This window comes from Pseudomonas protegens CHA0, from assembly GCF_000397205.1.
GTDB classification, from domain to species: domain Bacteria; phylum Pseudomonadota; class Gammaproteobacteria; order Pseudomonadales; family Pseudomonadaceae; genus Aquipseudomonas; species Aquipseudomonas protegens.
The window spans coordinates 4,134,448-4,156,219 of record NC_021237.1 but is presented as its reverse complement, the minus strand read 5'-3'; the positions used below and the strand labels follow the sequence as shown (position 1 = coordinate 4,156,219).

Sequence of the window (21,772 nt, the reverse complement as noted above, 5' to 3'; positions counted from 1 at the left end):
CCCACCGCGGGTTGTTATGTAAGTGTTGCGGGCCGGTCTCCGGGCTTGCGAGGGGCAGGGCTGTGTCATGCCGTGCCAGCAAGTGTCGCCTTCCCATGCCTTGGCACAGTGGATCTGACACTTCGCTCGCTTACCGTTGCGGGGGCAGCACCGGACTGGCCACGGCTTTTTAGTTAAGCACGTGATTCACCGGTTTCCCGTTTCACCCTGTAAGGGGCACCCGTAACAAGGTGTGTAGGAGATCATGGGCGGGGCAGGGGCGTCAATTGCCGTGACCGCTGCGCAGGTGTGCGCCGCGCTCGTGCAAGGTTCAATGGCCCTTTCGCCGGCAAGCCGGCTGCTACGGGCGCATTGTCGATTGACCGTCCCCCTGGCTCTGCGTAGCCTTGCGCTTTCGAGGTTCTTCGGCCACGGGTCGAAGCTAAGAAGGGAACGCGGTCGATGCCGCGGCTGCCCCCGCAACTGTGAAGGGTTCGATTGCTGCAAGGCCACTGCATGGGCGTCGACGACGCCGGTGGGAAGGCGCAGCAATCGCCGGTCCGACGACTGGCAAGCCCTCAGCCAGGAGACCTGCCTCGATCCAAGATTCTCACTACAACCGGGCGGGGTGATCCGGTGGCGAAATCTCCGCGCGCCCGGCGTTGCGGTTCTCGTCCCGTTTGCCCGCCTCCTTTTGCCAAAGGGCATCCGATGAAAACACTGGCCAAACTTCCCGTCACCATCGTCACCGGCTTCCTTGGCTCGGGTAAGACCACCTTGCTCCGGCACATGCTGGACAACGCCCAGGGCCGGCGCATTGCGGTGATCGTCAACGAATTCGGCGAGCTGGGCATCGACGGCGAAATCCTCAAGCAATGCGCCATCGGCTGCACCGAGGAAGAGGCCAGCGGCCGAGTCTACGAGCTGGCCAACGGTTGCCTGTGCTGCACCGTGCAGGAGGAGTTCTTCCCGGTGATGCGCGAACTGGTGGCGCGCCGCGGCGACCTGGACCACATCCTCATCGAGACCTCCGGCCTGGCGCTGCCCAAGCCTCTGGTCCAGGCCTTCCAGTGGCCGGAAATCCGCAGTGCCTGCACCGTCGATGCGGTGATCACCGTGGTCGACAGCCCGGCCGTGGCCGCCGGCACCTTCGCCGCCTTCCCCGATCAAGTGGACGCCCAGCGCAAGCTCGACCCCAACCTGGACCACGAATCGCCGCTGCATGAGCTGTTCGCCGACCAGCTGTCCAGCGCAGACCTGGTGATCCTCAACAAGACCGACCTGATCAGCCCCGAAGACCTGGCCAAGGTGCGCCTGGAAGTGGCCGAGGAGCTGCCGCCGGCGGTCAAGGTCATCGAAGCCAGCAGCGGTCGCCTGCCCCTGGATGTGCTGCTGGGCCTGGGTGCCGGTTCCGAGGAACACATCGACGGCCGCCACAGCCATCACGACCATCACCATGACGGCGATGACGATCACGACGACCACGATCACGACGCCTTCGATTCCATCTCCATCGAGCTGCCCCAGGCCGACGAAAGCCTGCTGCTGGACGCCCTGACCCAACTGGTGGTCAAGCACGGCATCCTGCGGGTCAAGGGTTTCGCCGCCATCCCCAACAAGCCGATGCGCCTGCTGATCCAGGGCGTGGGCACGCGCTTCGACAAGCACTTCGACCGCAAGTGGGGCGCCGACGAGGCCCGTACCACGCGTCTGGTGCTGATCGGCCAGGAACTGGACGCCGCCCAGCTCGAAGCGCAACTGCGCGCCGCACTCAGCGTCTAAGCCATGCACCTGCTCAGGACCCAGCCCGGCGGTTTCGTGTCGGATGACAACATTGCCGACCTGGGACAAACCCCCGCCGAGCTGGTGATCCTGTGCAGCGGCGATTCCAGCCTGGCGCTGCTGGCGGACGCCGCCGAGCAATTGCCCGAGGACTACCCCAGCTTTCGCCTGGCCAATCCGATGCAGGTGCAGAACCACGCCTCGGTGGACCTGTATGTGGACCAGGTGCTGCGCCACGCCAAGGTCATCCTGATTTCCCTGCACGGTGGCATCGCCTACTGGCGCTACGGCGTCGAGCAGTTGGTGGAGCTGTCCAGGCGCGGGGTGCAGTTGATCCTGGTGCCGGGGGACGACCGCCCGGACCCGGAACTCAGCGACTTGAGCACGGTGGCTGCCGGCGAACGCGACCGCCTGTGGCAGTTCCTGCGCCAGGGCGGGCGCGACAACGCGCTGAATTTCTACCGCTGCCTGGCCAGCGGCCTGTTGGGGCGCGACTACCCCTGGAGCGAACCGCAGGCCCTGCCACGCACGGCGATCTACCACCCGCACAAAAGCCAGGCTGCTCTCAGTGACTGGCAGGCCGACTGGCAGCCGGGGCAAGCCGTGGCGGCGCTGCTGTTCTACCGCTCCCACCTGCAGGCGGCCAACACCGGCTTTATCGACCTGTTCTGCCAGCGCTTGCTGGCGGCGGGCCTCAACCCCTTGCCGATAGCGGTGGCCAGCCTCAAGGAACCGGGCTGCCTGAGCCAGGTGGAAGACTGGCTGGATGAAACCGCGGCCGGGGTGATCCTCAACACCACAGGCTTCGCCCAGTCCAGCCCCGAAGCCCCGCACCTGCGGCCGTTCCGCCGCAATATCCCGGTGATCCAGGCGATCTGCGCCCAGGACAACGAACCGGGCTGGCGTGACAGCGAGCAGGGCCTGGGGCCGCGGGACCTGGCCATGCACATCGCCTTGCCGGAACTGGACGGGCGCATCATCAGCCGGCCCATCAGCTTCAAGGACCTGGCCTGGCGCAGCGAGCGCAGCCAGTCGGACGTGGTCTGCTATCGCGGCCAGCCCGAACGCATGGATTTCGTCGCCGAACTGGCCCGGCGCTGGGTCGAACTGGGGCGCCTGGACAACGGCCACAAACGCGTGGCCCTGGTACTGGCCAACTACCCGACCCGGGACGGGCGCATCGGCAACGGTGTAGGCCTGGACACCCCGGCGGCGGCGCTGAACATCCTCAAGGCACTGCACGCCGAAGGCTATCCGCTGCCGGCCGAACTGCCCGCCAGCGGCACCGAGTTGATCCAGCAGTTGCTGGGTGGGGTGAGCAACGACCTGGACAGCCTCGACCAGCGCCCCTGCCAGCAAAGCCTGGCCATGGCCGACTACCTGACGCTGTTCCAGGCCCTGCCCGAAGCCAACCGCCAAGCGGTGCTGGCGCGCTGGGGCACGCCGCAGCAGGACCCGATGTGCCGCAACGGGCGGATGATGATCGCCGGCCTGCGCTTTGGCCTGACCTTCGTCGGTATCCAGCCGGCCCGGGGTTACCAGGTGGACCCCAGCGCGGTCTACCACGACCCGGACCTGGTGCCGCCCCATGGCTACCTGGCGTTCTACTTCTGGCTGCGCCAGGCCTACGGCGCCCACGCGCTGATCCATGTCGGCAAGCACGGCAACCTGGAATGGCTGCCGGGCAAGGGCGTGGGCCTTTCCGAGCAATGCTGGCCGGATGCGCTGCTGGGGCCGTTGCCGAACATCTATCCCTTTATCGTCAACGACCCGGGGGAGGGCGCCCAGGCCAAGCGCCGCACCCAGGCGGTGATCATCGATCACCTGATGCCGCCCCTGACCCGCGCCGAGACCTATGGCCCGCTGCGCAACCTGGAACTGCTGGCGGACGAATACTACGAAGCCCAGTTGCTGGACCCGCGCCGGGCCCGGGAGCTGCAGCGGGACATTCTCAAGCTGGTGCGCGAGACCCATATCGACCGCGAGCTGCAATTGGGCGAACAGCTCGACAGCGACGCCGACGCCGCGCTCTGGCTGCCGCGCCTGGACACCTACCTGTGCGACCTCAAGGAATCGCAGATCCGCGATGGCCTGCACCTGTTCGGTGAGTCCCCCAAGGGGCGCTTGCGCATCGACACCCTGTTGGCCCTGCTACGCATTCCCCGGGGCGACGGCAAAGGCGCCCATGCCAGCCTGCTGCGGGCCCTGGCCAAGGCTTTCGGCCTGGGTTTCGACCCCCTGGACTGTGCCCTGTCCGAGCCCTGGACCGGGCGCCGCCCGCCCGTGCTGCAACAGTTGAGCGAGGCGCTGTGGCGCACCGCCGGTGACGTTCGCGAGCGCCTGGAGCTCTACGCCGCCGGGTTGATCGAAGCGGCGCTGCAAGGGCCCGTCCCACAGCTGGACGAACCCGGCTGGGAGCCGGTGCAGAGCATCATCGACGGCCTGCGCGAGGTGGTCGCACCGCGTCTGGACGCCTGTGGCCCGGCGGAAATGCGCGGCCTGCTGGACGCCCTGAACGGGCGTTTCGTGCCTGCCGGCCCCAGTGGCGCGCCAAGCCGCGGGCGCCTGGACGTGCTGCCCACCGGGCGCAACTTCTACTCGGTGGATGTGCGCAACCTGCCCACCACCACCGCCTGGCGCATCGGTTTCCAGTCGGCCAACCTGATTCTCGAACGCCACTTGCAGGATCACGGCGACCACCTGCTGCAATTGGGCCTGTCGGTCTGGGGCACCGCCACCATGCGCACCGGCGGTGATGACATCGCCCAGGCCATGGCCCTGATGGGGGTACGCCCGGTGTGGGCCACCGGCAGCCAGCGGGTCGATGACTTCGAGATCCTGCCCCTGAGCCTGCTGGACCGGCCGCGGGTCGACGTAACCCTGCGGGTGTCCGGGTTCTTCCGCGATGCCTTCGCCAACCTGATCCGCCTGTTCGATGCGGCGGTGCAGGCGGTAGCGGCTCTCGATGAACCCGAGGACTTGAACCCGCTGGCGGCCAGGGTGCGTGCCGAGCGCGCGGCCCTGGAGGCGTCGGGGCTGGATGCCGACGCCGCCTCGCGCCAGGCCGGCTGGCGGATCTTCGGCGCCAAGCCGGGGGCCTATGGCGCCGGGGTCCAGGGCGCCATCGACGGCCGCCTGTGGCAGAGCCGCGAGGACCTGGCCGAGGTCTACCTGAACTGGGGTGGCTACGCCTATGGTGGCAGCGACGAAGGCACTGCCGCCCGCGAGCAGTTCGCCACCCGCCTGAGCCGGGTGCAGGCGGTGCTGCAGAACCAGGACAACCGCGAGCACGACCTGCTGGACTCCAACGACTACTACCAGTTCCAGGGCGGCATGCTGGCGGCGGTGGAAAGCCTCAGTGGGGCCAAGGCCGCCAGCTACCACGGCGACCACAGCCAGCCGGACCTGCCGAAGATCCGTACCCTCAAGGAAGAACTGAACCGGGTGATCCGTTCCCGGGCGGCCAACCCGAAGTGGATCGAAGGGGTCAAGCGCCATGGCTACAAGGGCGCCTTCGAAATGGCCGCGACCCTGGACAACCTGTTCGCCTTCGACGCCACCACCGAACTGATCGACGATCACCAGTACGCCTTGCTGGCCGATGCCTATCTGCTCGATGGCTCGACCCGCGAGTTCGTCCGTCAGCATAATCCCCACGCCCTGCGCGACATGACCGAGCGCCTGCTGGAAGCTCAGCAGCGTGGCCTGTGGCAAGAGCCCGGCGATTATCGTGAAGCCCTGGAACACCTGCTGCTGGATATAGAAGAAGATTCCTGAGGCGGCGAGTGCTGCGCACTCGATCGCGAGCAAGCTCGCTCCTACAGGGCTGGCATTGCCGTTGTAGGAGCGAGCTTGCTCGCGAAAGCGTCCTGCGGGACACCCCCCGACCCAAGCGAGACCCTGACATGAGCGACACCCCACATTTCCCGCTGTCCGCCGTGGTCGGCGCCGAAGCACTGAAACTGGCCCTGTGCCTGACCGCCATCGACCCGAAGATCGGCGGCGTGCTGATCGAAGGCCCACGGGGCATGGCCAAGTCGACCCTGGCCCGGGGCCTGGCGGACCTGTTGGCCAGCGGGCAGTTCGTCACCTTGCCCCTGGGCGCCACCGAAGAGCGTCTGGTGGGCACCCTGGACCTGGACGCCGCCCTGGGCCAGGGCCGGGCGCAATTTTCTCCGGGGGTGCTGGCCAAGGCCGACGGCGGCGTGCTCTACGTCGATGAAGTCAACCTGCTGCCTGACCACTTGGTGGACCTGTTGCTGGACGTGGCCGCCAGCGGCACCAACCTGATCGAGCGCGACGGTATTTCCCACCGCCATTCGGCGAAGTTCGTGCTGATCGGCACCATGAACCCGGAGGAGGGCGAACTACGTCCGCAACTGCTGGACCGTTTTGGCCTCAACGTCGCCCTCAGCGGCCAGCCCGCGCCCCAGGAGCGGGGGCAGATCATCCGCCGCCGCCTGGATTTCGACAGCGATCCCCAGGGCTTCTGCGCCCAGTGGGCCGAACCCCAGGCGGCATTGCGCGAGCGCTGCCAACAGGCGCGGGCCGCCCTGGCCAGCATCCCGCTGGACGACCAGGCCCTGGCGCTGATTACCGAGCGCTGCTTTGCTGCTGCCGTGGACGGCCTGCGCGCCGACCTGGTCTGGCTGCGCGCGGCCCGCGCCCATGCCGCCTGGCGTGGCGCCCCGGCGATTGCCGAGGAGGATATCGACGCCGTGGCCGAGTTCGCCTTGCGCCACCGGCGGCGGGAGACACCGCCCAGCGCGCCACAGTCCGGGCAAAGCCCCCAGGCACCGGCGCCAGCCAACGCCAACCCCAGCGAAGGCCAGGGCCAATGGGGCGAAATGCCGGCCCAGGCCCTGCCCACCGGCGCCCGTCGTGAGGTGCCCAGCTGGCCAAAAAAGCCCTAGGCATCCGCCCCCGCACTGACCGGGGGGCGGATGCCAAGCCCCGGGCGGGGCACCTGGATCACGGCCGGCAAGGCAAAAGCCGCGAGGCCAGCGCCGGTTCGGTCAACTGGCCCGGCACCTTGCTCAAAGGCCGTCCACGGTTGCGTGCAGACCTGCTGTTTCGCTTGCGCAGCCGCTCGCCCCATGAGCTGTGGCTGGTGATAGTCGACGCGTCGGCCTCGACCCGCCGGCACAGCGCCCTGAGCGATGCCAAGGGCCTGCTGGCGCAACTGTTCGACGACGCTTACCGCCAGCGTGCACGCCTGGCCCTGCTCACTGCCAGCGGCCGTGCGCCGAGCTGGCAGGTCCAGGGCCTGAAGGCCTCCAGGGACCTGCGGCACTGGCTCGACGGCCTGGGTGCCGGCGGCGGCACGCCCTTGCCCCAAGCCCTGAACGAAGCGGCCCAGTGGCTGGAACAACGCCAACGGCGCCTGCCGGCGGAGCAGCAGCGCGTGCTGCTGATCACCGATGGCCGGCTGAAGAACCTGCCACCGCCCAGGCCCCTGAACTGCCCGACCTTGCTGCTCGACATCGAACGAGGCCCGATCCGCCTGGGCCGCGCCCGCGAACTTGCGACTCGGCTCAACGCTGTCTACCAGCATATCGACTGACTACCTCCCCGACACACCGCACATCCCCCGTAGGAGCTGGCTTGCCAGCGAAAGCGTCCGGCCTGGCGGTGCAAGTCACACGGGCCTCTTCGCCGGCAAGCCGGCTCCTACAGGGATTTGCCTTGGCATGCCGGAGCGGGAAGCGGCTACGCTTTGCGCTGTCTTTCACAGGAGTGACTTCATGCGGGTACTGGTGCGTAACGACAAGGACGATTTCCGGGTCAAGGCCTATGCCGGAACCAACGGGGTGCTGCTGGCCATGGACCTGGATGCGTCGCGGCGCCAGGGCCTGCTGGGTTTTGCCATCGAAAAACAGACCGGCAGCAAGCCCTGGCTGTTTCTGTTCAACAGCCTGACCTTCCCCGGCAAGGCCCATACCTTCCCCCAATACAACGCCACCCCCAGCGATCAGGCGCCCCTGCAGAAATTCCGCTGGGCCGACTACGCGGTCAACCCCGGTGCCACCCTCAACTACCGGGTGCACCTGGCCTATGGCAGCCCGGACGCGCCGCAACTGGGCGAGTCCCTGCAGTTGAGCATCACCGCCGACAACGGCCAGCCTCCCGGCCAGCGGGTGATCTTCAACCGTGCGGTGGCTGCCAGCCAGGCGTTCTCGCGCAAGTTTCCCGAGCTCGATGCGTTGCTCAGCGCCAACAAGAACCTGCCCATCGAAAAGTGGCCGGACGCGCCCCGCCAGTGGTTGGAAAACGGCCTGCTGGAGGCGCTGCTGGGGTTCATTCAGCGCGCCACGGACGCCAGCTGGAGCCTGGACATCGCCATCTACGAGTACCAGTTGCAGGCGATCATCGATGCCGTCAACGCGGCTTTCGACCGCGGCGTACAGGTGCGGGTGCTGTACCACGCCGCCCCCGGCGATGCCGACACCACGATGAACCAGGCCAGCCTGCAGCACCTGCCCGAGGTCAATAAGCGCGGGCGGGTGACCCACGCGATCTTCCACGACAAGTTCATCGTCCTCGGCCGCCTCGACGCCGCCGGCCAGCGCCAGCCCCAGTCGGTGCTGTGCGGCAGCACCAACTTCACCGCCAATGGCGTCTACCGTCAGGCCAACGTGTTGCACAGCCTCGACCACGTGGACATCGCCACGCGCTACCTGGAGGTGTTCGAGCAGGTCTGGGCGACGCCGGCGGATGTCGGCGCCACGCGCACATGGCTGACCCGGAACAACCCCATGCAGCCGCAGGCGCCGCTGTTCGCCGGGTTTTCCCCGCGCAGCGGCCAGGGCGACCTCGCGGAGTTCGTCGATATCATCAACGGCGCCCGCCGCGACCTGCTGTTCGTCACCGCCTTCGCCTTGCCCGACAGCATTCTCGATGCCTTGCTCGGCCAGCCCCACGACGATGTGTTGCGCTACGGCCTGCAGAACACCGCCAGCCGCATCACCGGTTTTCACGCCGACCGCACGGCCGAGTTCGCCGCCACCGCCTTGCTCAACAATGGCCTGGAGGGCTGGCTCAAGGAGGGGCTCAAAGGCCAGAAGGGCAACCTGCTGGTGCACACCAAGGCCATCGTCACCGACTTCACCAGCCAGGCGCCGGTGATCATCAGCGGCAGTCACAACCTCAGCGTCGGCGCGAGCCAGAGCAATGACGAGAACTTCCTGATCATCCGCGGCGACACCGACCTGGCGGACCGCTACGGCCTGGAGCTGCTGCGGTTCTACGAACACTACCGCTTCCGCTACTTCGCCAGGCAACTGGCCCTCAAGCAGGTCCAGCCCCTGGCGGTGGACGACAGCTGGAGCAACGCCTACTACCTGGAAGGGGATCTGCGCCAGCTGTCGCGGCTGCGTTTTTCCGGGCGCTGACCGGGGCTGCGAGCAGCCGCCACAAGGTTGGACAGGGCGCGCCCGACTGGGTAGTTTTCACGGACCGCGCACAAGGACCCTGCCATGGCCCCGGACCTGACCTCCATCGAGCTGTTTCTCAAGGCCCTGACCCTGGGCAACCTGTCCCGGGCCGCCGAGCAGTCGCACCTGTCGCTGTCCGCCGCGAGCCGGCGCCTGTCGCTCCTGGAGCAGCATTTCAAGGTGGCGCTGCTGACCCGCACCTCCACCGGGGTATTGCCGACGGCGGCGGGGCAGGCCCTGGCCGAGCACGCCCGCTCGCTGTTGCGGGCGGTGGATGTGATGCACGCCGACCTGGCCGACTTCGCCAAGGGCGCCACCGGCCGGGTCAGCCTGTACGCCAACAGTTCGGCCATGAGCCAGGAACTGCCCCGGCAATTGACCCAGTGGAGCGACCTGCACCCGGGCATTCGCGTGGACATCCGCGAGGAGCGCAGCCGCGAGATCCTCCTGGCGGTGCGTGACGGCGTGGCCGATGTGGGCATCGTCACCACCCGGCCACGGGGCCAGGACCTGCATTTCATCCCTTATTGCCGCGACCGGTTGTGCCTGATCGTGCCCCAGGACCACCCGTTCAAGATGAGCCACGCGCGCTTTCAGGACCTGTTGGGCTATGACTTCGTCGGCCTGGAGGACAACGCCGCGATCACTCCCCTGATCAGCGAGGCGGCCGCGGCGGTGAGCATGCCCTTGCGCCTGCGGGTGCAGGTGCGCAGCTTCGAGGCCGTGTGCCGGCTGATCGCCGCAGGGCAGGGCGTGGGGGTGCTGCCCCAGGGAGCGGTGCAGATCTTTCGCAAGGAGATGGCCTTGCGTTTTATCGAAATCGACGACCCCTGGGCCGACCGCCAGATGTACCTCTGCCGGCGCCAGGAACAGCCGTCCCTGGCCAGTCGCGAGCTGTTCGACTACCTGGCCGGTTGCGGGCAGGCCGCGGCAGCCGCGGGCTAGCCGCCGGTCATAGCAGGACTCTTCCCGCGTGCCTTCGAATTTTGCGAAGGCGGTTTCCATAATGAGCAATTCCCACTGGCCCCGCGCTGTGGCCAGAATGGGCTCGCCCGTGCGCTTGACCTGCCTCCATAACAACAACACGTCAGACCAGGAGAGACGGCTTGTCCAGGATCAATCCCGCTGTAAAACCTCCCCATCGCATTGCGGTGATCGCCGGTGACGGCATCGGCCGCGAAGTGGTCCCCGAAGGCCTGCGTGTGCTGGAAGCCGTCAGCCGGCGCTTCGGCATCGCCTTGCAATTCGATCATTTCAACTGGTGCAGCGAGCACTACCAGGCCCATGGCAGCATGATGCCCGACGACTGGGCGCAGCAGATCGGTGGCCACGAGGCGATCTTCTTCGGCGCCGTGGGCGCGCCGGACATCGTGCCCGACCATATTGCGGTCTGGGATTCGCTGCTGAAGATCCGCCGCCAGTTCGACCAGTACGTGAACATCCGCCCGGTGCGCCTGATGCCCGGGGTGCCGTGCCCGCTGGCCGGGCGGGCGCCCGGGGACATCGATTTCATCGTGGTGCGGGAAAACACCGAGGGCGAGTATTCCAGCGTCGGCGGGCGCATGTGGGAGGGCACCCCGCGGGAGATTGCCCTGCAGGAGTCGGTGTTTTCCCGCCATGGTGTGGACCGGGTGGTGAACTACGCCTTCGAACTTGCCAGCCGCCGGCCCCGGCGCAACCTGGTGGCGGCCACCAAGTCCAACGGCATCGCCATCACCATGCCGTTCTGGGACGAACGGGTGGAGGCGCTGGCCCAGGCCTACCCTCAGGTCGCGACCCGCAAGTTCCACATCGACATTCTCTGCGCGCACTTCGTCCAGCACCCGGACTGGTTCGACGTGGTGGTGGCCTCCAACCTGTTCGGCGACATCCTCTCCGACCTGGGCCCGGCCTGCACCGGCACCATCGGCATTGCGCCCTCGGCCAACCTCAACCCGGAGCGCCTGTACCCCTCGCTGTTCGAGCCGGTGCATGGTTCGGCGCCGGATATCGCCGGTCTCGGCGTGGCCAATCCGATCGGCCAGATCTGGTCGGCGGCCCTGATGATCGAACACCTGGGGCGGGGCGATGAACTTTACCAGCGGGCCGCGGCGGCGATTGTCGAAAGCATCGAGACGGTGCTCGCCGAAGGGCCGCGCACCCGGGAAATGGGCGGCAATGCCAGTACCGTGGAAGTGGGGCGGGCGATTGCCGAGTGTCTGGCTGGAAACAGGAGCTGAGCTGATGAGTCTGGAACACTACATCGACAACCAATGGCAAGCCTCGTCCTGGGCCGAGGACATTCCGGTGCAGGACCCCAGTACCGGCATCAGCTATGCGCGTATCGCCCGGGGCACCGCCGAGGACATCGACCTGGCGGTGCAGGCCGCGCAACGGGCCCTGGGGGACAATTTCGACGGCCCCTGGGGCTGCCTCTCGGCCCTGGAGCGGGGGCGTCTGCTGGCGCGCCTGAGTCATGCAGTGCTGGAGCACCATGAAGAGCTGGCGCAGATCGAAGCCCGGGACACCGGCAAGGCACTCAAGGTGGCCCGCGCCGACGCCACCGCCCTGGCGCGCTATTTCGAGTACTACGCCGGGGCCGCCGACAAGCTCCACGGCGAGACCTTGCCCTATCAGGCCGGTTACACCGTGCTCACGGTGCGCGAGCCCCATGGCGTTACCGGGCACATCATTCCCTGGAACTACCCGATGCAGATCTTCGGCCGCAGCGTCGGCGCCGCCCTGGCGGCGGGCAATGCCTGCGTGGTCAAGCCCGCCGAGGACGCCAGCCTGTCGCTGCTGCGGCTGGCGGAGCTGGCGGCCCAGGTCGGCTTCCCGGCGGGCAGCCTGAATGTGGTCAGCGGCTATGGCCACGAAGCCGGTGCCGCGTTGTGCGCCCATCCTGGCGTCGCGCATATCTCGTTCACCGGTTCAACCGGCACCGGCGCCCTGGTGGCCAAGGCGGCGGCCGAACGGCATTGCCCGGTAACCCTGGAGCTGGGCGGCAAGTCGCCGCAGATCGTCTTCGCCGATGCCGATGTGGAGCGGGCGCTGCCCGTGCTGATCAACGCCATCGTGCAGAACTGCGGCCAGACCTGTTCCGCCGGCAGCCGCCTGCTGGTGCAGCGCAGCCTGTATGAACCGCTGCTGGAACGCCTGGCCCAGTGCTTTGGCCAACTGCGCGCCGGGCCCTCGGAGCTGGACCTGGACATGGGCCCGCTGATCAACCAGAAACAGCTGCGCCAGGTCCGGGAGTTCGTCCGCGAGGCCGAGGCCGCCGGTATCCGGGTGGCGGCGCGTGGGCAGGTGGTGGCCGAGGCCGGCAGCGGCGGCTACTTCCACGAAGCGGTGCTGTTTCGCGATGTGCCGCCAGACAGTCGCCTGGCCCGGGAGGAAGTGTTCGGCCCGGTGCTGGCGGTGATGCCCTTCGAGGACGAGGCCGAGGCCATTGGCCTGGCCAACGACAGCGCCTTCGGCCTGGTGGCCGGGGTCTGGACCCGGGACGGTGCGCGTCAGTTGCGCATGGCTCACAAGCTGCGCTGTGGCCAGGTGTTCATCAACAACTACGGCGCCGGTGGCGGCGTCGAACTGCCCTTTGGCGGAGTCAAGGCCAGCGGCTACGGGCGCGAGAAGGGCTTCGAGGCCCTGCTGGGTTTTACCGCCTTGAAGACCATCGCCATTCGTCACGACTGAGGGCCGCCACTACGGCGGCCAATAACAACAAAAACAGGAGTCACTAGCATGCGTCTAGCCCATAAAACTGCCATTGTCACCGGCGCCGGTTCCGGCTTTGGTGAAGGCATCGCCAAGACCTTCGCCCAGCAGGGCGCCCGGGTTGTAATCGCCGACATGAACGCCACGGGCGGCCAGCGGGTGGCGCAGGAAATCCGCGATGCCGGCGGCCAGGCCCACTTCATCGAGGTCAACGTGGCCCAGGACGCCAGCGTTGCCGCGCTGCTGCGCAACACCCTGGAGCAATACGGCGGCCTGGACATCGTGGTCAACAACGCCGGCACCACCCACCGCAACCGGCCGATGCTGGAAGTGGACGAGGCCGAGTTCGACCGGGTGTTCGCGGTCAACGTCAAAAGCATCTTCCTCAGCGCCAAGCACTTCGTGCCGCATTTTCGTGGCCAGGGCGGCGGGGTGTTCATCAACATCGCCTCCACGGCGGCGATCCGGCCGCGTCCGGGGCTGGTCTGGTACAACGGCAGCAAGGGCGCGGTGGTGGTGATGAGCAAGACCATGGCCGCCGAGCTGGGGCCGGACAACATCCGCGTCAACTGCGTCAACCCGGTGGTGGGCGCCACAGCCCTGCTCAGTGAGTTCATGGGGGTGCCGGACACCCCGGAAAACCGCCAGAAGTTCATGGCCACCATTCCCCTGGGGCGCTTCTCCACCCCCCAGGATGTGGCCAACGCCTGCCTGTACCTGGCCTCTGACGAGGCGGCCTTCATCACCGGCACCTGTCTGGAAGTGGATGGTGGACGTTGCGTCTGATGATCTGTAAAACCCTCCAGGCCAGAGCCCCGGCGCGCGTGATCCGCGCTTCGTGTAGCCGCTGCCGCAGGCTGCGAACGGCCCGCAGGGCCGCAAGGTTCCAGGGGACGCCGGGGCTTGACGGTTGATCGCCAGGCAAGGCCACGCCAGCATTTTCGCCCGTTTCAACCCAATCAATGGAGTGCATTCGACATGTGTGGGATCGAGAACGACAAGAACCACCCCAATACCCGGCAACTGCTTGAAGGCCTGCCCAAGAACTGGGGCAAGTGGGGCCCGGACGACGAAGTCGGTGCCCTCAACTACCTGCAACAGGCCGAGGTACTGCGGGGCGTGGCCGCCGTGCGCCAGGGCAAGACCTTCACCCTGCAAGTGCAGATCGGCCATCCCGGCGGCGACCCGATGTGGCCGGCACGCAACCCGTCGATGCGTTTCAATACCCTGGACCGCAGCCACTATCAGGCCGGCAAGCAGCCCTCCATGACCGGTGGCGCCGAGTACTGCGACGACGTGATCTTCATGCAGCTGCAGGGCTCGACCCAGTACGACGCCCTGGGCCATGCCTGGTACGACAACCAGCTGTGGAACGGCTACGACGCCAGCAGCACTGTCGGCGGCATGGCCAAGGCCAGTGTGTTGCCGATTGCCGAGCGCGGCGTGGTGGGCCGTGCGGTGCTGATCGACATGGCCCGGCACCGCGGCAAGAAGTACCTGGGGCGCGGCGAGACCTTCAACCACCTGGACCTGCTGGCCGCTGCCCAGGCCCAGGGCGTGGCCATCGAGAAGCGCGACATCCTCATCATCCGCACCGGTTCCATGGGCGCCTTCTACGAGTACGGCAAGACCGAGTTCTTCAAGGACCTGGTGGAACCCGGGCTGACCTACAGCCGGGAACTGGTGGACTGGTTCAACCAGATGGAGATCCCCAATCTGGTCACCGACACCATCGCCAACGAGGTGATCACCGACCCGGTGTCCGGGGTGCAGATTCCCCTGCATTGCGCGCTGATGCGCAACCTGGGGATCGCCTTCACCGAGATCGTGCTGCTTGAAGAACTGGCCGAGGATTGCGCCGTCGATGGCCAGTGGACCTTCCTCTACACCGCCGCGCCGCTGAAGATCGTCGGCGGCAGCGGAGCGCCGGTGAACCCCATCGTCATCAAGTAACCGCTGTTTGCTGGTGGCGAGGCAGGCGCAGGGTTTATCCTGCGCCCCCTCACCAAGACCGATAGGGATCATCGACCGATCATGCATGACGATTCACATTCGCCGGACTGCAGTTGCTGCCTGGATCATGCCAGTGCCCATCAGGGTGTGCTCGATACCCTGGAGTTGATGGCCGGCCACCCCGAGGCCAGTGAAGACGACATCGTCCAACTGCTGCAGGAGCGTGGCTACTCGGCCATCGCCGCAGAAAAACTCAACGTCTTCGTGCCATCGGCCCTGGCCTGGATCGTGCTCAAGCGCCTGGGGGTGGAGCACTTGCCCAATCACTTCATCGCCCTGGATGAGGCGGGCCAGGAGGTGCGGATTCCGGTGGCCGGCCAGCATTATTTCACCGCCGCGCTGACCCTGGCCTACAACACCTTTGAAAACGGCTGGAGCCAGGTCCTGCCGCGCAAAACCTACGAAATGGTTGCCGGCCGCAGCGCTGAAATGGCCATGGCCAACGAGGCGCTGTATGCCGGGGAATCTTTGCAGGGTTCCACTCTGGAACCCTTGCAACTGCTGCGTCTGGATGCCCAGGCCGCGCTGACCTGAGCACCTGGCGCAACACTACCTACACTGATGGGCAGTCACCCCGGCCGAGGGCCCTTGCGCACGCAGGCCGCTGGCCGGGACCACCCGCCTTCAGTACAGGAGAACCCCCATGAACCATGAATCCGTTTGCATCGTCGCGGCGGCCCACACCCGCTTTGGCCGCCTCGATGGCAGCCTGGAAGACCTGATTGTCCAGGTCACCCGCGACGTGTTGGTGGACGCCGCCATTGACGCCGGGGCGATCGATGCGCTGTTTCTCGGCCAGTTCAACTCCGGGCTGGTGCCTGATGGTTTTCCCGCGTCCCTGATGCTCCAGGCCGACCCGCAGCTGCGCTTCAAGCCGGCCACCCGCTGCGAAAACGCCTGTGCTTCCGGCTCGGCGGCGATCCAGGCCGGGATCAACGCGATCCGCAGCGGCGCCGCCGAACTGGTGCTGGTGGTGGGGGCGGAAAAGATGACCGGCAACAGCACCGCCGAGGTCACCCGGGCCCTGGCCGGGGCCGGCTACCAGAACGACCCGCAAGAGGCCGGCCTGAGCTTTGCCCAACTGTTCGGCCAAGTGGCCCAGCGCTACACCGAGCGCTACCAGAGCCCCCTGGCTGCCATGGCGGCGATTGCCGTGAAGAACCACGCCAACGCCATGGCCAACCCCCTGGCGCAGATGCATCGGGCCATGGATTTTGCCCACTGCAACAGCGTTTCGCCCGGCAACCCGCTGATCGCCGAGCCCCTGCGTCTGACCGACTGTTCGCTGATCAGCGATGGCGCGGCGGCGATCCTCCTCGCGTCGCCGCGCCGGGCCCGGGAGTTCCGCCGTGAAGTGGCGATCCGCGCCCTGAGCCAGGTGAACGACTTCCTGCCCATGGCGCGCCGCGACGTGCTGGCCTTCGAAGGCCCGCAACTGGCGATCCAGGGCGCCTTGCACGAAGCCGGCCTGGGCCTGGACGACCTGGCGTTCGCCGAAGTCCACGACTGCTTCACCATCGCCGAACTGCTGATCTACGAAGCCATGGGCCTGGCGCCCAAGGGCGAAGGCCATCGAGCCCTGGACGAAGGCTGGGTGAATGCCGACGGACGCCTGCCGGTGAACCTCTCCGGGGGGCTCAAGGCCAAGGGACATCCGGTGGGCGCCACCGGTGTGTCGATGCATGCCCTGGGCTTTCGCCAGTTGACCGGCGAGCCCATTGGCCTCGCCGCGCGCTCGCCGGAGTTCGGCCTGCTGTTCAACATGGGCGGCATGGCGGTGGCCAACTACGCCTCGGTGTTGCAGGCCGTGAGGGTGTAAGCGTCAGGAACCCTGCGGCTTCCAGCATGTCGCAGGGGGCGCCAGGCTGGCACAGGCCGGTTGAGAGATGTACAGCGGGCCTGGTGGTTTGCGGCTCACTGCGCTGTTGCGGGTCTTGAGGCAGTGGCGGGTATAGGTATGCATCTGGTTGAGCCGCAAGTTGCGTAGCCCCTTGGGACAGATCAACAGCGTTTCACCGAAAGAGAACAGCTGAAAACCCTGGACCTCCAGGCGGCGCTGCGAGGTCAGGCGGGTATTCCACATCAGCGGGTCCAGGTCATGCAGTTCGAGATCGTCCAGCAGGACGAAGCGTTCGATTTCGTCCTGGCGTACATCCAGCCCTCCTGCGGCCTTGTAGGTGACCTTGCTCATGGCCCCGGGCAGTACAAACAGAAACGCCAGGGCAAACAGTGCCACCGACAATATCGAATACAGGATGCGTTTATTGAGGCTTCCGGCCTTGTGGTAGAAAATCACGACCGGTAGCAACGTAAGGATCAGGATCAGCAGATTCAATGCCGCCACATAGTGCGGGGAGTCGCTGCTGACTTCACTCACATAGGCATTGAGTGTCACCAGGCTGGGGAACAGCGCTGCGCAGAGCGTGCCAAGCAGGCAGGTCAGCAACACAAGCAGAAAGTCCATTTTGTCCCTGGTGGGTGTCAGGTTTTCCTCAATTACCTTTTTGAACGCCGGGCGTGACAGTACCCCCCAGCAACTGAGCAGAAACAGCACTAGCAGCCCAAGCAGGGATTGCCCTACCGGCAGCCAGCCTGAGGTGTAGTAAATGACAACGACATATCCCAGGAACCCCACCAGGAACGGGAGTGTCAGCCACACCACTACATCCTTCAGGCGCCCCGGGGTTCTGTGAAACAGGCTGGCGGACAGCCAGAACAGCAGAGTGGTGACGGTCAGCAGAAACAGAAACGCGCTCATGAGCACCAGCACTATGACCAGCCAGATCATCAGCGCCGACTTTGCATCGATCGAAGCCATGAACAGGTCGGTGCGGCCAATCGCCCGGGTGTACATGTACAGGCTGATCAACCCCAACCCGACGGCGCTCAAGCCCATGACCGTGCCGATCTGGCTCCAATAGGTCAGCACGCGCTTGAAATTCTTCCTTAACACCTCTTCAAAGGTGGGGCCTGCGACTTGCATGTGAGCACTCCCTGGCTACGTTGATGGCGCGCGAGTAGACCAAGACCGCAGGGGGTGTGTCGATGTTTTTACGTTTTGAGCCGCAGTCGGGAGTGCCATCCCTGGCACTGTTGCGCTTCAGCGCGGGTATGCCGCCCGGCCATGAACCCGCCCCTTGCGCCCCGCCGTCAGGCGATAGGCGATGCCCAGCCAGACAAACCACGCCGGCATTACGCACAGCGCCAGGCGGGTGTCCGGGCGCAGGGCCAGCAGGCACAGGACAAACAGCAGGAAGGCCAGGGCAAACCAGGCCATGGGCACGCCGCCGGGCATCTTGTAGCGCGAACGGGCGTGCAGTTGCGGGTGCTTTTTGCGGTAGGCGATGTAGGACGCGAGGATGGTCGACCAGGTGAAAATCACCAGGATCGCCGACACCGTGGACACCAGGGTGAAGGCGGTCATCACCTCGGGAACCACGTACAGCAGCAACACCCCCAGCAGCATCAGCAGGGTGGTGAAGCTCAGGCTGATGACCGGCACGCTCTGGCCCGACAGGCGCTTGAACAGGCGCGGCGCATTGCCCTGGTCGGCGAGGCCGAAGAGCATGCGGCTGGCCGAGAACACGCCGCTGTTGGCCGAGGAAGCGGCGGAGGTCAGCACCACGAAGTTGACGATGCCCGCCGCCGCCGGGAAGCCGGCAATCAGGAACAGCTCGACGAACGGGCTCTTGTTCGGCGACACCTGCTGCCAGGAGGTCACGGCGATGATGCAGGCCAGGGCCAGCACGTAGAACAGGATGATCCGCAGCGGTATGGCGTTGATGGCCTTGGGCAGGGTGCTGTGAGGGTCACGGGTTTCCGCGGCGGCGGTACCGATCAGCTCGGTGCCGGCGAAGGAGAAGATCGCCATCTGGAACCCGGCGAAGAAGCCCAGCAGGCCGTGGGGAAAGGCCGCTTGCCGGTCCAGCAGGTGGCCCAGCGAGGCGGTCACGCCCGAGGGCGAGACGAACGAGCTGGCGATCAGCACCAGGCTGACGCCGATCAGGGTGACCACGGCGATGATCTTGATGATGGCGAACCAGAACTCCACTTCGCCGAACAGCCGCACCGTGAGCACGTTGAGGGCGAACAGCGTCAGCATCATGCTGACCGCGGGCATCCAGGCCGGCACCCCGGGGAACCAGTACTGGAAGAAACCGCCCACCACCACGGCGTCGCCCACCACCGCCACGCTCCAGCTCAGCCAGTAGGACCAGCCGAGAAAAAACGCCGCGCGCGGCCCCAGGTAGGCGCCGGCAAAGTCGGCGAAGCTCTTGAATTGCAGGTTCGACAGCAGCAGCTCGCCCATGGCGCGCATCACCAGGTACACGAACAGGCCGATGATCATGTAGATCAGGATGATCGAGGTACCGGACATGGCGATGATCTTGCCCGAGCCCATGAACAGCCCGGTGCCGATGGCGCCGCCCATGGCCATGAGCTGGATATGACGGTTATGCAGGGTGCGTTGCAGCACGGGGCGCGCAGGGGCCCCGAGGGTATCTGGAGTCATCACAAAACCTCTTGATTTTATAGTTGTCGAGTTTTGGCAGTGCAGGGTGGCTGGGGCTGCGCGCTGTGGTTGTAGGTCGGGGTGGCGCAACCGGTTCGGGTTGGGCCGCTGCACAGGGGCACGGGGCGTTTTCCCGTGCAGCGGCCATGGGGGTATTGCCTCAGCCGCTGGCCAGGCGGCGCGGGGCGCCTGTGGCGGCGTCGGGGCCCTGGCCGATCAGTTGGTACAGGTCCTTGATGTTGGCCGGGGTCGGCACCAGGTGGATCTGCTCGCCAATGCCGTGTTCGCGCGCCTGGTCGTGCAGGTAGCGCAGGGACGAGAAGTCCTCCAGGGCAAAGCCCACCGAGTCGAACACCGTGACCTGCCGGGCATGCTCGCGGCCCGGTTCCAGGCCCTGGGCGATGCGGAAGTATTCGGTCACCGCAAAGTCCGCCGGCAACTGCTGGATATCACCCTCGATGCGCGTTTGCGGCTCGAACTCGACGATCACCCGGGCATTGCGCAGGATCTCTGCGTGTAGTTCGGTCTTGCCCGGGCAGTCGCCGCCCACCGCATTGAGGTGCATGCCGGGCTCGATCAGCTCCGGGGTGAGGATGGTGGCGTAGGCCTTGTCCGCGGTCACCGTGGTGACGATGTCGGCGCCCTTGACCGCATCGGCCACCGACTCGGCGATGCGCACCTTCAGGCTCGGCCAGGCTTGCAGGTTGTGCTTGAGCTTGCGGGAGGCGGCCGGGTCGATGTCGAAGATCCGCAGCTCGTCGATGCCGAGCATGTCGTGGAAGGCGATGGCCTGGAACTCGCTCTGGGCGCCATTGCCGATCAGCGCCATGGTTCGGCTGTCCGGGCGCGCCAGGGCACGGGCCACCAGGGCCGAGGTGGCGGCGGTGCGTACCGCGGTGGTCAGGGTCAGTTCGCTGAGCAGCACCGGGTAGCCGCTGTCCACCTCGGCCAGCACGCCGAAGGCCATGACCGTGAGCAACTGCCGGGCCGGATTGCCAGGGTGGCCGTTGACGTACTTGAAGGCGTACTGCTGGCCATCGTCGGCGGGCATCAGTTCGATGACTCCGGTGGGCGAGTGGTTGGCGGTGCGCGGGGACTTTTCGAAGGCTTGCCAGCGCAGGTAGTCGGCCTGGATATAACCGGCCATTTCACGGATCGCCCTGGCGACACCCAGGCGCTTGTACAGCGCCGCTGCCTGATCCACATCGATAAACAAGGTCATGGTGATTTCCCTCTCGGTCGGAACGTTGAACACTGCGGGAGAGCGCGCCTGGCGCGCGCTAGCGGTTGGCATGGCCGTGCAGCACATTGACCGCATTGATGCCGATCTCATCCACCATGTAGCCGCCTTCCATCACGAACAGGGTGGGCGTGCCCACCGTGGCGATGATCTGGCCCATGCCGAGAAAGTCTTCGCTTTCCAGCAGGAAGTGGCTGATGGGGTCGTCCTTGAACGTGTCCACGCCCAGGGACACCACCAGCAGTTCGGGAGCGAAGGCCCGCAACTGTTTGCAGGCCAGCTCCAGCGCTTGGCGGTAGTGCTGCCAGGTGGTGTTCTTCGGCAGGGGCAGGTTCAGGTTGCAGCCTTCGCCGGCCCCGCTGCCGCGCTCGCTGGCATGGCCCGAGAAGTAGGGGTAGGACACGGCCGGGTCGCCGTGCAGCGAGACGAAGAGCACGTCGCCACGGTCATAGAAAATGTTCTGGGTGCCATTGCCGTGGTGGAAGTCCACGTCCAGCACCGCCACCCGCCTGGCGCCCCGGGTGATGGCGTGCTGCGCGGCGATGGCGGCGTTGTTCAGGTAGCAGTAGCCGCCCATGTATTCCCGTGCGGCGTGATGCCCCGGCGGGCGGCACAGGGCGAAGGCGCTGTCCTGGCCTTCATCGATCAGGGCCAGGGCAGTGAGGGCGATATCGGCGCTGGTGCGCACCGCATCCCAGGTGGTGGCGGTGATCGGCGAGCCGGCGTCCATGGCGAAGAAACCCAGCTTGCCGTCGATGAATTCGGGCACCTGCTGGTTGGCCAGGTCGCGCACCGGCCACACCAGGGGCAGGGCGTCGTGGCTGCGGCCGGTGGCGGTCCATTCGCTCCAGGCGTTTTCCAGGAAGCTGACGTAACGTTCGCTGTGGGCGGCCACGTAGCAGGCGCGGTCGAAGCGCCGCGGGCCGATGATCTCGCCAAGCCCCACGTGGCGCACCCGGTCTCGCACCGTGTCGGCGCGGCTGGGTTGCTCGAAGGAGGGCTTGAGCACGCCATCCTTCAATTCGGTGCCATGGTGCAGGCGGTGGGATTCGCTGAAGACGGTAAGCATGCTGAACGCATCCATTGTTATTGTCCGGTGCAAATAGTTTGTTCCGGCAT

16 protein-coding genes and 2 riboswitches are annotated in these 21,772 nt (G+C 66.4%); of the genes, 12 read left to right on the top strand and 4 right to left on the bottom strand.

Going from position 1 to position 21,772, the window contains the following annotated elements:
• Window positions 1-13: 13 nt before the first annotated feature.
• A riboswitch (cobalamin riboswitch) is annotated at window positions 14-239 on the bottom strand.
• Window positions 240-380: 141 nt separating this feature from the next.
• Window positions 381-592: riboswitch (cobalamin riboswitch) on the top strand.
• A gap of 98 nt (window positions 593-690) precedes the next feature.
• The 12 genes from cobW to PFLCHA0_RS18370 all read left to right on the top strand — a co-directional run bounded on the left by cobW (window position 691) and on the right by PFLCHA0_RS18370 (window position 16,719).
• Entirely contained in the window at window positions 691-1,761 is a 1,071-nt protein-coding gene (cobW, locus tag PFLCHA0_RS18425; protein ID WP_011061931.1) for a cobalamin biosynthesis protein CobW, read from the top strand.
• Window positions 1,762-1,764: 3 nt separating this feature from the next.
• On the top strand, window positions 1,765-5,538 hold the full coding sequence (gene cobN, locus PFLCHA0_RS18420; protein WP_015636078.1) for a cobaltochelatase subunit CobN: 3,774 nt from the start codon (window positions 1,765-1,767) through the stop codon (window positions 5,536-5,538).
• Between the two features lie 128 nt (window positions 5,539-5,666).
• Window positions 5,667-6,674, top strand: coding sequence for an ATP-binding protein (locus PFLCHA0_RS18415; RefSeq protein ID WP_041752348.1), 1,008 nt, complete (start codon window positions 5,667-5,669; stop codon window positions 6,672-6,674).
• Window positions 6,675-6,727: 53 nt separating this feature from the next.
• Window positions 6,728-7,324 (top strand): vWA domain-containing protein, encoded by a 597-nt coding sequence (locus PFLCHA0_RS18410; protein ID WP_077934426.1) that lies wholly within the window; start codon window positions 6,728-6,730, stop codon window positions 7,322-7,324.
• 181 nt (window positions 7,325-7,505) lie between these two features.
• Window positions 7,506-9,152: a phospholipase D-like domain-containing protein gene (locus tag PFLCHA0_RS18405; protein ID WP_041752347.1), complete on the top strand. Its 1,647-nt coding sequence runs from the start codon at window positions 7,506-7,508 to the stop codon at window positions 9,150-9,152.
• Between the two features lie 84 nt (window positions 9,153-9,236).
• On the top strand, window positions 9,237-10,139 hold the full coding sequence (locus PFLCHA0_RS18400) for a LysR family transcriptional regulator (protein WP_015636074.1): 903 nt from the start codon (window positions 9,237-9,239) through the stop codon (window positions 10,137-10,139).
• Between the two features lie 161 nt (window positions 10,140-10,300).
• On the top strand, window positions 10,301-11,413 hold the full coding sequence (locus PFLCHA0_RS18395; protein WP_015636073.1) for a tartrate dehydrogenase: 1,113 nt from the start codon (window positions 10,301-10,303) through the stop codon (window positions 11,411-11,413).
• A gap of 4 nt (window positions 11,414-11,417) precedes the next feature.
• Window positions 11,418-12,866, top strand: coding sequence for an aldehyde dehydrogenase family protein (locus PFLCHA0_RS18390; protein WP_015636072.1), 1,449 nt, complete (start codon window positions 11,418-11,420; stop codon window positions 12,864-12,866).
• Between the two features lie 48 nt (window positions 12,867-12,914).
• Window positions 12,915-13,673 (top strand): SDR family oxidoreductase, encoded by a 759-nt coding sequence (locus PFLCHA0_RS18385; protein WP_011061923.1) that lies wholly within the window; start codon window positions 12,915-12,917, stop codon window positions 13,671-13,673.
• Window positions 13,674-13,865: 192 nt separating this feature from the next.
• The gene (locus PFLCHA0_RS18380; protein WP_015636071.1) at window positions 13,866-14,840 is read left to right on the top strand and encodes a cyclase family protein; all 975 of its coding nucleotides are present in this window, start codon (window positions 13,866-13,868) and stop codon (window positions 14,838-14,840) included.
• Between the two features lie 81 nt (window positions 14,841-14,921).
• A complete protein-coding gene (locus PFLCHA0_RS18375; RefSeq protein ID WP_015636070.1) occupies window positions 14,922-15,434 on the top strand; it encodes a hypothetical protein in 513 nt (170 codons plus the stop codon).
• A 109-nt stretch (window positions 15,435-15,543) separates the two neighbouring features.
• Window positions 15,544-16,719, top strand: a complete 1,176-nt coding sequence (locus PFLCHA0_RS18370) for an acetyl-CoA acetyltransferase (protein WP_015636069.1) — start codon at window positions 15,544-15,546, stop codon at window positions 16,717-16,719.
• Window positions 16,720-16,722: 3 nt separating this feature from the next.
• Here PFLCHA0_RS18370 and PFLCHA0_RS18365 read toward each other — a convergent pair whose 3' ends face one another.
• The 4 genes from PFLCHA0_RS18365 to PFLCHA0_RS18350 form a co-directional block, all read right to left on the bottom strand.
• A complete protein-coding gene (locus tag PFLCHA0_RS18365; RefSeq protein WP_015636068.1) occupies window positions 16,723-17,883 on the bottom strand; it encodes a hypothetical protein in 1,161 nt (386 codons plus the stop codon).
• A gap of 117 nt (window positions 17,884-18,000) precedes the next feature.
• On the bottom strand, window positions 18,001-19,413 hold the full coding sequence (locus PFLCHA0_RS18360) for an amino acid permease (protein WP_015636067.1): 1,413 nt from the start codon (window positions 19,411-19,413) through the stop codon (window positions 18,001-18,003).
• A gap of 160 nt (window positions 19,414-19,573) precedes the next feature.
• A complete protein-coding gene (locus tag PFLCHA0_RS18355; protein ID WP_015636066.1) occupies window positions 19,574-20,635 on the bottom strand; it encodes an ornithine cyclodeaminase in 1,062 nt (353 codons plus the stop codon).
• Window positions 20,636-20,693: 58 nt separating this feature from the next.
• Window positions 20,694-21,722: a histone deacetylase family protein gene (locus PFLCHA0_RS18350; RefSeq protein ID WP_026020116.1), complete on the bottom strand. Its 1,029-nt coding sequence runs from the start codon at window positions 21,720-21,722 to the stop codon at window positions 20,694-20,696.
• Between the last annotated feature and the right edge of the window lie 50 nt (window positions 21,723-21,772).

Excerpts from the sequence above, each read along its gene's own strand:
- cobW (WP_011061931.1), top strand. The coding sequence starts at position 691 with ATGAAAACACTGGCCAAACTTCCCGTCACCATCGTCACCGGCTTCCTT.
- cobN (WP_015636078.1), top strand. The coding sequence starts at position 1,765 with ATGCACCTGCTCAGGACCCAGCCCGGCGGTTTCGTGTCGGATGACAAC.
- PFLCHA0_RS18415 (WP_041752348.1), top strand. The coding sequence starts at position 5,667 with ATGAGCGACACCCCACATTTCCCGCTGTCCGCCGTGGTCGGCGCCGAA.
- PFLCHA0_RS18405 (WP_041752347.1), top strand. The coding sequence starts at position 7,506 with ATGCGGGTACTGGTGCGTAACGACAAGGACGATTTCCGGGTCAAGGCC.
- PFLCHA0_RS18400 (WP_015636074.1), top strand. The coding sequence starts at position 9,237 with ATGGCCCCGGACCTGACCTCCATCGAGCTGTTTCTCAAGGCCCTGACC.
- PFLCHA0_RS18390 (WP_015636072.1), top strand. The coding sequence starts at position 11,418 with ATGAGTCTGGAACACTACATCGACAACCAATGGCAAGCCTCGTCCTGG.
- PFLCHA0_RS18385 (WP_011061923.1), top strand. The coding sequence starts at position 12,915 with ATGCGTCTAGCCCATAAAACTGCCATTGTCACCGGCGCCGGTTCCGGC.
- PFLCHA0_RS18380 (WP_015636071.1), top strand. The coding sequence starts at position 13,866 with ATGTGTGGGATCGAGAACGACAAGAACCACCCCAATACCCGGCAACTG.
- PFLCHA0_RS18375 (WP_015636070.1), top strand. The coding sequence starts at position 14,922 with ATGCATGACGATTCACATTCGCCGGACTGCAGTTGCTGCCTGGATCAT.
- PFLCHA0_RS18370 (WP_015636069.1), top strand. The coding sequence starts at position 15,544 with ATGAACCATGAATCCGTTTGCATCGTCGCGGCGGCCCACACCCGCTTT.
- PFLCHA0_RS18365 (WP_015636068.1), bottom strand. The coding sequence starts at position 17,883 with ATGCAAGTCGCAGGCCCCACCTTTGAAGAGGTGTTAAGGAAGAATTTC.
- PFLCHA0_RS18360 (WP_015636067.1), bottom strand. The coding sequence starts at position 19,413 with ATGACTCCAGATACCCTCGGGGCCCCTGCGCGCCCCGTGCTGCAACGC.
- PFLCHA0_RS18355 (WP_015636066.1), bottom strand. The coding sequence starts at position 20,635 with ATGACCTTGTTTATCGATGTGGATCAGGCAGCGGCGCTGTACAAGCGC.
- PFLCHA0_RS18350 (WP_026020116.1), bottom strand. The coding sequence starts at position 21,722 with ATGCTTACCGTCTTCAGCGAATCCCACCGCCTGCACCATGGCACCGAA.